The organism is Pseudomonas tehranensis, from assembly GCF_014268615.1.
Taxonomy (GTDB): Bacteria; Pseudomonadota; Gammaproteobacteria; order Pseudomonadales; family Pseudomonadaceae; genus Aquipseudomonas; species Aquipseudomonas tehranensis.
This window is the reverse complement of sequence record NZ_JABWQV010000134.1, coordinates 1-12,905: the sequence shown is the minus strand read 5'-3', so window position 1 is coordinate 12,905 and position 12,905 is coordinate 1. Positions and strand designations below refer to the sequence as shown.

Here is a 12,905-nt window from a genome sequence, read left to right as displayed (position 1 = left end):
TCGCCACAGAGAAAAGACCTAGGCCACCGCCTGGCTATGGGGAAACAATAAATCCACAAAGCGTTCGGCAGTGGGTTGCGGTTCGTGGTTGGCCAGGCCGGCGCGTTCGTTGGCTTCGATGAACACGTATTCGGGCTGATCGGCCGCCGGCACTAACAGGTCGAGGCCAACCATGGGAATATCCAGGGCCCGCGCGGCGCGTATCGCAGCTTCGGTCAGGGTCGGATGGAGGATGCCCGTGACATCTTCCAGCACGCCGCCCGTATGAAGGTTCGCCGTACGCCGTACGAACAGGTGTTTGCCAGCCGGCAGCACACTGTCGTAGTCATAGCCTGCCGTGCTCAATGTGCGTTGGGTTTCGGCGTCCATGGGAATCTTGCTTTCACCCCCCGTGGCCGCTTGTCGGCGGCGGCTTTGGGCTTCGATCAGCGCGCCGATGGTGTGCCGACCGTCGCCGATAATCTCCGCCGGTCGCCGGATCGCTGCCGCCACCACTTCAAAGCCAATCACCAGGATGCGCAGGTCCAGGCCTTCGTGGAAGCTTTCCAGCAACACCCGGCTGTCAAACTGGCGGGCCGTTTCAATCGCGCTCTGCACCTCTTCAATCGTGCGCAGATCCACCGCCACCCCCTGGCCCTGTTCACCGTCCAGAGGCTTGACCACCACCCGTTCGTGCTCATCGAGAAATGCCAGGTTGTCATCGGCGTTGCCTGCCAATTGCTGGGCCGGCAAGTTCAGGCCTGCGTTCTTCAGCACTTTGTGGGTCAGGCTTTTGTTCTGGCACAGGGTCATGCTGATAGCGCTGGTCAGGTCGCTGAGGGATTCACGGCACCTGATCCGGCGGCTGCCATGGACCAGGGTAAACAATCCACCTTCGGCGTCGTCCACCTGGACTTCGATGCCCCGGCGGTGAGCCTCTTCGACAATGATGCGCGCATAAGGATTGAACTGCGCCTCGGGGCCTGGCCCCAGGAACAACGGCTGATTGATGCAGTTCTTGCGTTTGATGGCGAACGTCGAAAGGTTCCGGAACCCGAGTTTGGCGTAGAGACTTTTCGCCAGGCGATTGTCGTGCAGCACCGAAAGATCCAGGTAACTCAGGCCCCGGCTCATGAAGTGCTCGATGAGGTGACGCACCAGGACCTCACCGACACCGGGCCGCGAACACTGCGGATCCACGGCCAGGCACCAGAGGCTGCTGCCGTTTTCCGGGTCGTTGAAGGCTTTCTGATGATTCAGGCCCATGACGCTGCCGATCACCGCGCCGGTATCATCGTCTTCGGCCAGCCAGTAGACCGGCCCGCCTTCATGGCGCGGCGTGAGCCGTTGCGGATCGATGGGCAACATGCCCCGGGCCTGATACAGCAGGTTGATCGCTTGCCAGTCGGCCTCGCTTTGCGCTCGGCGAATCCGGAAACCGCGAAATACCCGGGTGGCCTGGCGATAGTCGCTGAACCACAGGCGCAAGGTGTCGGATGGATCGAGAAACAGCTGCGCCGGTTCCAGCCCGAGTATTTGCTGGGGTGCGGCGACGTACAAGGCAATGTCGCGCTCACCCGATTGCTCATTGAGCAGCTCTTGGGCCAGGCTCGCCGGGTCCGGGAAGGTGTGGCCGATCAGCAATCGGCCCCAGCCGCAGTGCACCGCGATCGGGTCGCCACCCAGTTCGCTGCCGTCTTCGGCCAGTCGCGCCTGCAGGCGTTCGTAGGAGGGCGCCTGGCCCCGCAGCAGGCGTTGATTGTGGGGTTTCATCGATCAGATTCCTTGTTCGCTGAGCCACAGGTTCAGCGCCGCCAGTTGCCACAGCCTTGAGCCGCGCAACGGGGTGAGCTGGCCGTTGGGGTCGGTCAGCAGTCGATCCAGCATCGCCGGGTTGAACAGGCCGCGATCCTGACTCGGATCCAGCAGCAGTTCGCGGACCCAGGCCAAGGTGTTGCCTTCCAGATGCTTGAGACCGGGTACAGGGAAATAGCCTTTTTTGCGGTCGATGACTTCGCCGGGGATCACCCGTCGAGCGGCTTCCTTGAGGACCTGTTTGCCGCCGTCGGGCAGCTTGAATTTAGCCGGGACCCGCGCCGAGAGTTCCACCAGTCGGTAATCCAGGAATGGCGTGCGCGCTTCCAGGCCCCAGGCCATGGTCATGTTGTCGACACGCTTGACCGGGTCGTCCACCAGCATCACCGTGCTGTCCAGGCGCAGGGCCTTGTCCACCGCCGCGTCGGCGCCCGGCTGGGCGAAGTGTTCCTTGACGAAGTCACCGGCCGCGTCGTTGGCCGTGAGCCATTTGGGCTGCACGGTAGCGGCATATTCTTCATAACTGCGATCAAAGAACGCGGCGCGATAGGCCGCGTAGGGGTCGCTGGCGCCGTCCACCTGCGGATACCAGTGGTAACCGGCGAACAGTTCATCGGCGCCCTGGCCGCTTTGCACCACTTTGCAATGCTTGGACACTTCCCGTGACAACAGGTAGAAGGCGATGCAGTCGTGACTGACCATCGGCTCGCTCATGGCCCGAAACGCCGCCGGCAGTTGCTCGATGATCTCTTTTTCGTCGATGCGTAACTGGTGGTGATGAGTGCCGTAGTGCTTGGCGATCAGGTCTGAATATTGGAACTCGTCACCGCGCTCGCCACCGGCGTCCTGGAAGCCGATGGAGAAGGTGGACAGGTTTTCCACCCCGACTTCCCGCAGCAGGCCCACCAGCATGCTGGAGTCCACACCGCCGGAAAGCAGCACGCCCACATCCACGGCGGCACGCTGACGAATGGCGACCGCTTCGCGGGTGCTGTCGAGCACGCGGTCGATCCAGTCCTGCAGGTTCAGGTTTTGCTCATCGGCCCGGGGACCATAGGGCAGGGTCCACCAGGTTTTCTGCTCGGTGGAGCCGTCGGCTTCGACCCGCATCCAAGTGGCGGGCGGCAGCTTTTCAACGCCGGCCAGCAGGGTACGGGGCGCCGGGACCACGGCATGGAAGTTCAGGTAGTGGTTCAGCGCCACCGGGTCGAGCATCGGGCTGATGTCGCCGCCCTTGAGCAGCGCCGGCAACGCCGAGGCAAAGCGCAGGCGCTGGCCGGTGCGCGACAGGTACAGCGGCTTGACACCGAGACGGTCGCGGGCGATGAACAGCCGCTTGGCGTCGCGTTCCCAGATGGCGAAGGCGAACATGCCGTTGAGCTTGGGCAACAGCGCTTCGCCCCAGGCGTGGTAGCCCTTGAGCAGCACTTCGGTGTCGCCACCGGAATAGAAGGCGTAACCCAGGCCTTCCAGCTCGGCGCGCAATTCAGGGTAGTTGTAGATCGCGCCGTTGAAGGCCAGGGACAGGCCCAATTGATTGTCGATCATCGGCTGGGCCGAGCCGTCGGACAGGTCCATGATTTTCAGGCGCCGATGGCCCAGGGCAATGGGGCCCTGACTGTGGAAACCCCACGCGTCGGGGCCGCGAGGGGCCAGGTGATGGGTGATTCGCTCTACGGCCGCAAGGTCCGCAGGTTGTTGATCGAAACGTAACTCTCCAGCTAATCCGCACATAAGTCCTTACCGGTTTTTCCGTTGGGGAGGTGAAACCGCACGCGCCGAAATGGCAGGTACTCTGAAACTGACCGATGGGATTGCCGTGAGTTTTAGATCAATGCGTTATAAGCCGATGGATGGGGCTGCCGGGATTGCCGCGCGATTCAAACATAAGAGGACCCTGTGGGAGCTGAGCTTGCTCGCGATGGCGGTAGATCAGCCAGCATTTCAGTAGACTGATACGCCGCTATCGCGAGCAAGCTCAGCTCCCACAGGGTTTTGGGTGTGTCTGCGATCTGCGTTAGGCCTTGCCCCGAACCAGTGACCGCAACGCAAACCGGTTCGGATGGCAGGCCTCGGCCACGCTGCGGGGCAGGGGCAGGGGTTCGTTGTCCAGCCAGGCGGCAATCAACTCGCCCGACAAGGGCGCGGTGATCAGGCCCCGAGACCCGTGGCCGCTGTTGACGTACAAGCCCTCGAGCCAGGGGCATGGGCAGTCCGGCACCTGGCGGGCGTCCTTGCTCAGCGCCGAGTACGCCTGGGTGAAGGCGCGACTTTCGGCCAAGGGACCGACAATCGGCAGATAGTCCGGACTGGTGCAACGGAACGCTGCGCGGCCCTGGAGGTGTTCCGGGTCCAGGGTACGGGCGTGCAGGCGTTCCACCAGATCAGTGGAGATTTGCTCCAGCATCTGCAGGTTGCCGGCGTGCTCGGCGGCGGTGGGGGTCAGGTCGTCGTTCTTGAAATCGAAACTGGCCCCCAGGGTGTGCTCGCCCAACCGTGCCGGCGCCACGTAGCCTTCAGCGCAAACCACCGTGCGCAGTGCCTGGCTGCGGGTGGTTTGCGCCAGGCGGGTGATTTGTCCGCGAATGCGCTTGAGGGGCAAGTCGGCGGCTGCGTCGAAGCGTTTGATCTCGGCGGCGCTGGCGAGGATCACGACCGGTGCACTGGCCAGGCAACGTTCACTGTCCCAGGCCTGCCATTGGCCGTCGATGCGGCGCAGCTCGAGGACTTCATGGTGGGCTTGCACCTCAATCTTGAGGCCGGATGCCTGCCAGCGGCACAGCGCGGGCGGATGGACCCAACCGCCTTGCGGGTAAAACAGACCGCCACAGGCCAGGCCGATACCGGACTGCGCCTCGGCCTGGGGTTGATCCAGGACGTGCAGCAAATCCTCGGCAAAGGCCTCGGCCAATTGCGCCTGGCGCTCGGCTTCCTTGTCGCTGAAGGCCAGTTGCAAGACACCGCAGGCGTCCCAGTCGACCCCTCGCTGCAGATGTTCGAGCAAGCGTCGGGTGTAACCGAAACCGCTGAGGATCATCTGCGACAACGCCGTGCCATGGGCCGACAGCTTGAGATACAACACGCCCTGCGGGTTGCCGGAGGCTTCTTCGGCCAACCCGGCATGCCGCTCCAGCAGCGTCACCTGCCAGCCACGGGCCGCCAGGCTGGCTGCGCTGGCGCAACCGGCCAGGCCGCCACCGATCACCAGGGCCCGACGCTCGCCGCTGTGCGCAGCGGGGCGGGCGTACCAGGGCTTTACCGGCGTTGGTACGGGTGTCAGCTGCGGCCAGCCGAGAAACACTCCGCGAAGGATTTCCCATTTATGGCCGATGCCCGGCGTGCGCTTCATCTTGAAGCCGGCCGCGTTCAACAACCGTCGCACCCAGCCGGTGCTGGTGAAGGTGCTGAGGGTCGCGCCGGGCGCAGCCAGGCGCGCCAGTTCGGCAAACAGCTCGGCGGTCCACATCTCGGGATTTTTCGCCGGCGCGAAACCGTCCAGGAACCAGGCATCGATTTGCGCATCCAGCTGCGGTAATTGCTCCAGGGCGTCGCCGATCAACAAGGTCAGCGTCACCCGACCGTCCGCCAGCGTCAGGCGCTGGAAGCCCTGATGGATTGCGACGTATTGCACAAGCAGTTGATCGGCCTGAAGCTTGAGTTGTGGCCACAAGTCCAGTGCCCGGCGCAGGTCCTCAGGGCTCAAGGGGTACTTCTCGACACTGACAAAATGCAGCCGCGCCCCGGCCGGCGCGCACTGTTCGAACAACTGCCAGGCACAGAGAAAATTCAGCCCGGTGCCGAACCCGGTTTCACCGATCACCAGCCGCCCGTCGTTCGGCAGCGCAGCAAAACGCTCGGCCAGGTTGTTCTGTTCAAGGAACACATAGCGGGTTTCGTCCAGGCCCGACTGGTCGGAAAAATACACATCGTCGAACACCCGCGAGCGCGGGCGACCTTGATCGTCCCAGTCGAGTTGGGCGTGGTGCTGTACGGGCGTCATGGCAGGCTCGGTCAAAACGGGGAGGTCATTCTAGCCGATCGATCGCTGAGCGCTCCCTTGCGTATGCATTTGTCGGCGCTGCCGAGTGCACGGCCGGCGTCCAATCCGCTAGTCTTGCCCCATTCCCTGGAAGGAGCTGCCCATGTTCGAATCCGCCGAAATCGGTCACGCCGTTGATAAAGACACCTATGACGCCGAAGTACCGGCACTGCGTGAAGCGTTGCTCGAAGTCCAGTACGAGCTCCATCAGCAGCGTCGTTTTCCGGTCATTGTGCTGATCAACGGCATCGAAGGCGCGGGCAAGGGCGAAACGGTGAAATTGCTCAACGAGTGGATGGACCCGCGGTTGATCGAAGTGCGCACTTTTGATCAGCAGACCGACGAGGAGCTGGCGCGACCTCCGGCCTGGCGTTATTGGCGGATGCTGCCGGCCAAGGGACGCATGGGGATTTTCTTTGGCAACTGGTACAGCCAGATGCTGCAGGGGCGCGTGCATGACCAGATCAAGGACCCACGGCTCGACCAGGCCATCAATGGCGCTGAACGGTTGGAGAAAATGCTCTGCGATGAAGGCGCGCTGATCTTCAAGTTCTGGTTTCACCTGTCCAAGAAACAGATGAAAGCCCGGCTCAAGGGGCTCAAGGACGACCCGCTGCACAGCTGGCGCATCAGCCCACTGGACTGGCAGCAATCCCAGACCTACGACAAGTTCGTCAAATACGGTGAACGGGTACTGCGCCGTACCAGCCGTGATTACGCGCCCTGGCATGTAATCGAAGGCATGGACGCCTATTACCGCAGCCTTACGGTCGGGCGGATCTTGCTCGACGGGATGCGTCAGGCGCTGGACCGGTCGAAGGTCAATGCGGATAAAGTCAGCGTGGCGCCGTTGCCAGCGCTGGACGAGCAAATCACGCTGTTGGACAGCCTGGACATGACCTTGCGCCTGGACAAGGCCGACTATGAAGAGCAACTGATCACCGAACAGGCGCGTTTTTCCGGCCTGTTGCGCGATAAACGCATGCGCCGCCATGCCCTGGTGGCAGTGTTTGAAGGTAACGATGCAGCGGGCAAGGGCGGTGCGATCCGACGGGTCGCGGCAGCGCTCGACCCGCGCCAGTACAGCATCGTGCCGATTGCCGCGCCTACCGAAGAAGAGCGCGCCCATCCTTACATGTGGCGGTTCTGGCGGCATATCCCGGCGCGGGGCAAGTTCACCGTGTTCGATCGCTCCTGGTACGGGCGGGTGCTGGTGGAGCGGGTCGAAGGTTTTTGCAGCAAGGCCGACTGGTTGCGGGCCTACGGCGAAATCAATGATTTCGAGGAGCAGATTGCCGATGCCTCGGTGGTGGTGGTCAAGTTCTGGCTGGCCATCGACAAGGAGACTCAACTGGAACGCTTCCAAGAGCGTGAAGCGATCCCTTTCAAACGCTTCAAGATCACCGAGGACGACTGGCGCAACCGTGACAAATGGGATGCCTACCGGGCGGCGGTGTGCGACATGGTCGATCGCACCAGCACCGAGATTTCTCCCTGGACCCTGGTGGAGGCCAATGACAAGCGCTGGGCCCGGGTCAAGGTGTTGCGCACGCTTAATGAGGCGCTGGAGGAAGCCTTCGAGCGCTCAGCAAAACAGGCGCGCAAAGCCAGGAAGGGCAAGTAGTGGGCGATGGGAACGCATACGCGAGGTGAATGATCGTCGCGGTCGGTTATGCAGTGGATTTATGCTCAATTGACTCCTAACCGACAATAACAATTGAGGTACAGCCATGCGTGAAGTGGTGATCGTCGACAGCGTGCGGACCGGCCTGGCCAAGTCTTTTCGCGGCAAGTTCAACATGACCCGTCCGGACGACATGGCGGCCCATTGTGTCGATGCATTGTTGGCGCGCAACGGGATCGATCCGGCCAGCGTCGAGGACTGCATCGTCGGCGCCGGTTCGAACGAGGGCGCCCAGGGCTATAACATTGGTCGTAACGTGGCGGTGCTTTCGCAATTGGGCATCGGCACCGCCGGCATGACCCTTAACCGCTTCTGTTCTTCGGGCCTGCAAGCGATTGCCATCGCCGCCAACCAGATCGCCTCCGGTTGCAGCGAGATCATTGTTGCCGGTGGCGTGGAATCCATCAGCCTGACAATGAAAAGCGTCAATACCGATCACTTGATCAATCCGCTGCTCAAGGAGCAAGTGCCGGGGATTTATTTCCCCATGGGCCAGACCGCCGAGATCGTCGCCCGCCGTTATCAAGTCAGCCGTGAAGAACAGGATCGCTACGCCTTGCAGAGCCAGCAGCGCACTGCCCAGGCCCAGGCGGCCGGGCTGTTTGACGATGAGATCGTGCCGATGGCAGTCAAGTACAAGGTCGAGGACAAGAACACCGGTGCGGTGCAGATGCTCGACGGCGTGGTTGATCGCGACGATTGCAACCGCCCCGACACCACCTATGAAAGCCTGGCGGGCCTCAAGCCGGTGTTCGCTGAAGACGGTTCGGTGACGGCGGGTAACTCGTCACAGTTGTCCGACGGGGCCTCGATGACCCTGGTGATGAGCCTGGAAAAAGCCCTGACCCTAGGCCTCAAACCCAAGGCGTTTTTCCGTGGTTTTACCGTGGCCGGTTGCGAGCCGGACGAAATGGGCATCGGTCCGGTGTTTTCGGTGCCCAAACTGCTCAAGGCCAAGGGCTTGCAAATCGCCGATATCGACCTGTGGGAACTCAATGAAGCCTTCGCCTCCCAATGCCTCTACAGCCGCAATCGGCTGGAAATCGATAACGAGAAGTACAACGTCAACGGCGGTTCGATTTCCATCGGTCACCCGTTCGGCATGACCGGTTCGCGCCAGGTCGGGCATCTGGTACGCGAGCTGCAACGGCGCAGCCTGCGCTATGGCATCGTGACCATGTGCGTGGGCGGTGGGATGGGGGCGACGGGGTTGTTTGAGGCGGTGAGATAAGCGGGCGCTGACAGTTAGCGAGATGATTACTTGTGGCGAGGGGATTTATCCCCGCTGGGTTGCGCAGCAACCCTAAAATCTACAACCGAGGTGTATCAGGCTGACAGAGTGATCTGCATTGGGGCTGCTTTGCAGCCCAGCGGGGATAAATCCCCTCGCCACAAGGGGGGGGCTGCGCTAGCTGGCGACTTGGGTCAGTTGCTGCATCCGCGCGATATACGCTTTTATCTCCCGTTCTGCTGCCTCGCGGCTGGCGAACGGGCCTTCCTGTGTGCCTTCTCGGGTATTGAAATAAAACTCGCTGTTTACCCGGCAGATCCGGTCGCTGCGAAAAATCGTCGTAGGGGCGGGATCCTGGGCGCGTTTGCCGAACATGGCGGTCTCCATAGGCAGCGGGGTCAATGTCATTTGAGCTTATGTGCAGTCCTTGATTTGCGCCTGGTCAGGCGATCGACGGCAACGACCCGTACAGTCCCATGGACGTCCACGGCCTAACTGTCCCTGTGTCCTGGAGCGATCCGCGCCTAGAATGGGAGCTCTTTGTCTTGAGCTGCGAGGGTTGCATGCACATATCGTCCGGTCGCTGGGTCTACGGCCTGTTCCTCGCCCTGCTGACCGCCCTGCTGTGGGGCATCCTGCCGATCAAGCTCAAGCAAGTGCTGCAGGTGATGGATCCGGTCACCGTGACCTGGTTTCGCTTGCTGGTGTCCGGTGGCTTGCTGTTCATCTACCTGACGGCCACTCGCCGTTTGCCCAGTCGCAAGGTGTTGGGCCCCCGGGGTGGCTGGCTGGTGGCAATGGCGGTGTTGGGGCTGGTTGGCAACTACGTGCTGTACCTGATGGGCCTCAATCGCCTGAGCCCCGGCACCGCGCAACTGGTGGTGCAGATGGGGCCGATCATGTTGCTGGTCGCCAGTCTGTTTGTGTTCAAGGAGCGTTTCAGCGTGGGGCAGGGCATCGGCCTGCTGGTGTTGTTGATCGGTTTCACGCTGTTTTTCAACCAGCGCCTCGGCGAGCTGCTGACTTCCCTGAGCGACTACACCGCCGGGGTCTTGATGGTGTTGCTGGCGTCGACGGTCTGGACTTTTTATGCCCTGGGCCAGAAGCAACTGTTGACGGTGTGGAATTCGTTGCAGGTGATGATGGTGATCTACCTGTTCTGCGCGCTGTTGCTCACACCCTGGGTGCATCCGCTGGAGGCGCTGCAACTGAGCCCGTTGCAAGGCTGGCTACTGCTTGCTTGCTGCCTCAATACTCTGATTGCCTACGGCGCCTTTGCCGAGGCCCTGGCTCACTGGGAAGCGTCGCGGGTCAGCGCAACCCTGGCGATCACGCCGTTGGTGACCTTCGCCGCAGTGGCGTTGGCAGCCTGGTGGTGGCCTGACTACGTGCATGCCGAGCAGATCAATCTGTTGGGGTATGGCGGGGCGGTGCTGGTGGTGCTGGGCTCGGCATTGGTTGCCCTGGGGCCGTCGCTGATGGCCGGACTCAGGGCCCGGCGTGAGCGACTGGCTGTCGGGCGATAGACCGCGACCCGACCGGCCTCATCGCGAGCAGGCTCGCTCCCACATTTCCGATCTGTGTTGGATGCAAATACTGCGGCCAACACAGATCCCCCTGTGGGAGCGAGCCTGCTCGCGATGGCGGACTATCCCCCAATACACATCTCAGCCCTGACTACCGGCCTCCAGCATATTTTCCGGCCGCACCCAGGCATCGAACTCTTCATCGGTCAGATACCCCAGTTGCAAGGCCGCTTCGCGCAGGGTCAGCCCTTCGCCGTAGGCTTTCTTGGCGATTTCGGCGGATTTGTCATAGCCGATGTGTGTGTTCAGGGCGGTGACCAGCATCAAGCCACGTTCCAGATGCGCCGCCATCTGCTCGGCATCCGGTTCGAGCCCGGCGATGCAGTGCTGCTGGAAATTGCTGCAGCCATCGGCCAGCAGGCGGATCGACTGCAACAGGTTGTGAATGATCACTGGCTTGAACACGTTCAATTGCAAATGACCCTGGCTGGCGGCGAAACCGATGGTCACGTCGTTGCCCATGACCTGGCAGGCCAGCATCGACAAAGCCTCGCACTGGGTCGGGTTGACCTTGCCGGGCATGATGGAACTGCCCGGTTCATTGGCTGGCAACTTCACTTCGGCGAACCCGGCCCGTGGCCCGGAACCAAGCAGGCGCAGGTCATTGGCAATCTTCATCAGGGTCACGGCCAGGGTTTTCAGCGCGCCGGACAACGTGGTCAGGGGCTCATGGCCGGCCAACGCCGCGAACTTGTTTGGCGCCGTGACGAAGGGCAGGCCGGACAGCGCCGCCAGTTCAGCGGCGATTGCCTCGCCGAAGCCGTGGGGCGAATTGAGCCCGGTGCCCACTGCCGTGCCGCCTTGGGCAAGTTCGCAAACCGCCGGCAGCGCCGCACGGATCGCCCGTTCGGCGTAATCGAGTTGAGCGATGAAGGCTGACAATTCCTGGCCGAAGGTGATCGGCGTGGCATCCATCATGTGGGTGCGGCCGGTCTTGACCAGTTTCATGTGGCGCGCCGCCAATTCCGCCAGTGCGCCGGACAACTCGGCGATCGCCGGCAGCAATTGCTGATGGACCGCCTGGATGGCGGCGATGTGCATGGCGGTGGGGAAGCAATCGTTGGAGCTTTGGGAGCGATTGACGTGGTCGTTCGGGTGCACCGGGCTCTTGCCGCCGCGGGGATTGCCCGCCAGCTCGTTGGCGCGCCCGGCGATCACTTCGTTGACGTTCATGTTGCTCTGGGTTCCGCTGCCGGTCTGCCAGACCACCAGCGGGAATTGGTCGTCATGCTGGCCGGCCAGGACTTCGTCGGCGGCCTGTTCGATCAGGCGCGCGATGTCGGCGGGCAAGTCGCCATTGCGGTCATTGACCCGCGCCGCGGCTTTCTTGATCAGTGCCAAGGCGTGCAGCACCGACAGCGGCATGCGTTCGTTGCCAATGGCAAAGTTGATCAGCGAGCGCTGCGTCTGGGCGCCCCAGTAGGCTTCATCCGGGACTTCAACCTGGCCAAGGCTGTCGGTTTCGATACGGCTCATCGGGTCAAACTCCTGTAGGTCTGAATGCGCAGTTTAGGCCCTGAAGGGCGACACGGGTTCCCTCAATCATTTTTCGATCGTTTCGGCCCGTCAATCGGACGCGTAGAGCAATGGGGTTGAGGCTCGGCGTTTTTTAGGCGCAGAATGATCGCCCTTGGGGTTTTACCTCGCCTGTAGAAAAGGAAACTTGATGACCCGTCTTCGTGCCATCTGTACCGCAGTTGCTCTGGTGTGTGCCAGCAGTCCTGTTTTTGCCGATACCGCCAGCCACAACGCCAGTGCCGAAGAGTTCCTGACCCTGGCGCATGCTGACAAGCTGGGTACCCCGGTGTACATGCAAGTGCAGCAAATGTTCGCCCAGCGCTTTGAACAGACCAAGGCGCCCGAGTCGAAAAAAGCCACCCTCGAAACCTACCAGGCCAAGGCCAACGCTGCACTGGACCAGGCCATCGGCTGGAAGAAGCTCAAGCCGGACATGGTCAAGCTCTACACCTCCAACTTCAGCGAGCCGGAACTCAAGGAACTGGTGTCCTTCTACCGCTCGCCCCTGGGCAAGAAAGTCCTGGAAAAAATGCCCCAGCTGACCCAGCAATCGGCCCAGTTGACCCAGGCCAAGCTGGAAAGCGCAGTGCCGGTGGTCAACAAGCTGCTGGCGGACATGACCGCCGAGCTTGAGCCAAAAGCCGCCCCTGCCAAGAAAAAGCCGTAAGCGGAGCCCGGTATGAGCATGCAACAACGCATCGAATCGACGCTCGGGCTGTTGCAGCCCGAGCACCTGCAAGTGCTGGATGAAAGCCACATGCACAGCCGTGGGTTACAGACCCACTTCAAGGCCGTGGTGGTCAGCCATCAGTTCGAGGGGCTCAATCGCGTCAAGCGTCATCAGAAGGTCTACGGCACGCTGGGCGAGCTGATGGGTGAGTTTCATGCGTTGGCGCTGCACACCTATACCCCCGAGGAATGGGCACAGATCGATACAGCCCCGGCTTCGCCGACCTGTGCCGGGGGCAGCAAGCACTGATCTGCCGCGGCTGATGGCTGATGGCTGTAGGAACTGTAGGAGCTTGTAGGAGCTGACGAGTGCAACGAGGCTGC

At 62.0% G+C, this 12,905-nt stretch carries 10 protein-coding genes; 5 read left to right on the top strand and 5 right to left on the bottom strand.

The window, feature by feature from the left end; translation table 11 throughout:
* Window positions 1-18: 18 nt before the first annotated feature.
* The 3 genes from ngg to mnmC all read right to left on the bottom strand — a co-directional run bounded on the left by ngg (window position 19) and on the right by mnmC (window position 5,794).
* Window positions 19-1,752, bottom strand: a complete 1,734-nt coding sequence (gene ngg, locus HU811_RS17950; RefSeq protein ID WP_186657286.1) for an N-acetylglutaminylglutamine synthetase — start codon at window positions 1,750-1,752, stop codon at window positions 19-21.
* 3 nt (window positions 1,753-1,755) lie between these two features.
* Complete coding sequence (locus tag HU811_RS17945; protein WP_092397605.1) at window positions 1,756-3,528, bottom strand: N-acetylglutaminylglutamine amidotransferase; 1,773 nt, start codon at window positions 3,526-3,528, stop codon at window positions 1,756-1,758.
* A 283-nt stretch (window positions 3,529-3,811) separates the two neighbouring features.
* Complete coding sequence (gene mnmC, locus HU811_RS17940) at window positions 3,812-5,794, bottom strand: bifunctional tRNA (5-methylaminomethyl-2-thiouridine)(34)-methyltransferase MnmC2/FAD-dependent 5-carboxymethylaminomethyl-2-thiouridine(34) oxidoreductase MnmC1 (protein ID WP_186657284.1); 1,983 nt, start codon at window positions 5,792-5,794, stop codon at window positions 3,812-3,814.
* A gap of 142 nt (window positions 5,795-5,936) precedes the next feature.
* On the opposite strand from mnmC, the gene pap reads away from it, so the two are divergent.
* Together pap and HU811_RS17930 are read left to right on the top strand one after the other, a co-directional pair.
* On the top strand, window positions 5,937-7,457 hold the full coding sequence (gene pap / locus HU811_RS17935; RefSeq protein ID WP_186657282.1) for a polyphosphate:AMP phosphotransferase: 1,521 nt from the start codon (window positions 5,937-5,939) through the stop codon (window positions 7,455-7,457).
* A gap of 106 nt (window positions 7,458-7,563) precedes the next feature.
* On the top strand, window positions 7,564-8,748 hold the full coding sequence (locus HU811_RS17930; protein WP_186657280.1) for a thiolase family protein: 1,185 nt from the start codon (window positions 7,564-7,566) through the stop codon (window positions 8,746-8,748).
* Between the two features lie 177 nt (window positions 8,749-8,925).
* On the opposite strand, the gene HU811_RS17925 is transcribed toward HU811_RS17930, so the two are convergent.
* A complete protein-coding gene (locus HU811_RS17925; RefSeq protein WP_092397613.1) occupies window positions 8,926-9,123 on the bottom strand; it encodes a DUF6316 family protein in 198 nt (65 codons plus the stop codon).
* A 188-nt stretch (window positions 9,124-9,311) separates the two neighbouring features.
* Between HU811_RS17925 and HU811_RS17920 the strand changes: the two genes are divergently transcribed.
* Entirely contained in the window at window positions 9,312-10,274 is a 963-nt protein-coding gene (locus HU811_RS17920) for a DMT family transporter (protein WP_092397615.1), read from the top strand.
* A 141-nt stretch (window positions 10,275-10,415) separates the two neighbouring features.
* Here the strand turns inward: HU811_RS17920 and HU811_RS17915 are convergent, their stop codons facing one another.
* Window positions 10,416-11,810 carry a class II fumarate hydratase gene (locus tag HU811_RS17915; protein ID WP_076385794.1) on the bottom strand — a complete coding sequence of 465 codons (1,395 nt, stop codon included), beginning with the start codon at window positions 11,808-11,810 and terminating at the stop codon, window positions 10,416-10,418.
* Between the two features lie 190 nt (window positions 11,811-12,000).
* On the opposite strand from HU811_RS17915, the gene HU811_RS17910 reads away from it, so the two are divergent.
* A complete protein-coding gene (locus HU811_RS17910; protein WP_047226294.1) occupies window positions 12,001-12,519 on the top strand; it encodes a DUF2059 domain-containing protein in 519 nt (172 codons plus the stop codon).
* 12 nt (window positions 12,520-12,531) lie between these two features.
* Window positions 12,532-12,831: a BolA family protein gene (locus HU811_RS17905; RefSeq protein ID WP_047226295.1), complete on the top strand. Its 300-nt coding sequence runs from the start codon at window positions 12,532-12,534 to the stop codon at window positions 12,829-12,831.
* The last annotated feature ends 74 nt before the right edge of the window (window positions 12,832-12,905 follow it).

Excerpts from the sequence above, each read along its gene's own strand:
- ngg (WP_186657286.1), bottom strand. The coding sequence starts at position 1,752 with ATGAAACCCCACAATCAACGCCTGCTGCGGGGCCAGGCGCCCTCCTAC.
- HU811_RS17915 (WP_076385794.1), bottom strand. The coding sequence starts at position 11,810 with ATGAGCCGTATCGAAACCGACAGCCTTGGCCAGGTTGAAGTCCCGGAT.
- HU811_RS17930 (WP_186657280.1), top strand. The coding sequence starts at position 7,564 with ATGCGTGAAGTGGTGATCGTCGACAGCGTGCGGACCGGCCTGGCCAAG.
- mnmC (WP_186657284.1), bottom strand. The coding sequence starts at position 5,794 with ATGACGCCCGTACAGCACCACGCCCAACTCGACTGGGACGATCAAGGT.
- HU811_RS17905 (WP_047226295.1), top strand. The coding sequence starts at position 12,532 with ATGAGCATGCAACAACGCATCGAATCGACGCTCGGGCTGTTGCAGCCC.
- HU811_RS17920 (WP_092397615.1), top strand. The coding sequence starts at position 9,312 with ATGCACATATCGTCCGGTCGCTGGGTCTACGGCCTGTTCCTCGCCCTG.
- HU811_RS17945 (WP_092397605.1), bottom strand. The coding sequence starts at position 3,528 with ATGTGCGGATTAGCTGGAGAGTTACGTTTCGATCAACAACCTGCGGAC.
- HU811_RS17925 (WP_092397613.1), bottom strand. The coding sequence starts at position 9,123 with ATGTTCGGCAAACGCGCCCAGGATCCCGCCCCTACGACGATTTTTCGC.
- pap (WP_186657282.1), top strand. The coding sequence starts at position 5,937 with ATGTTCGAATCCGCCGAAATCGGTCACGCCGTTGATAAAGACACCTAT.
- HU811_RS17910 (WP_047226294.1), top strand. The coding sequence starts at position 12,001 with ATGACCCGTCTTCGTGCCATCTGTACCGCAGTTGCTCTGGTGTGTGCC.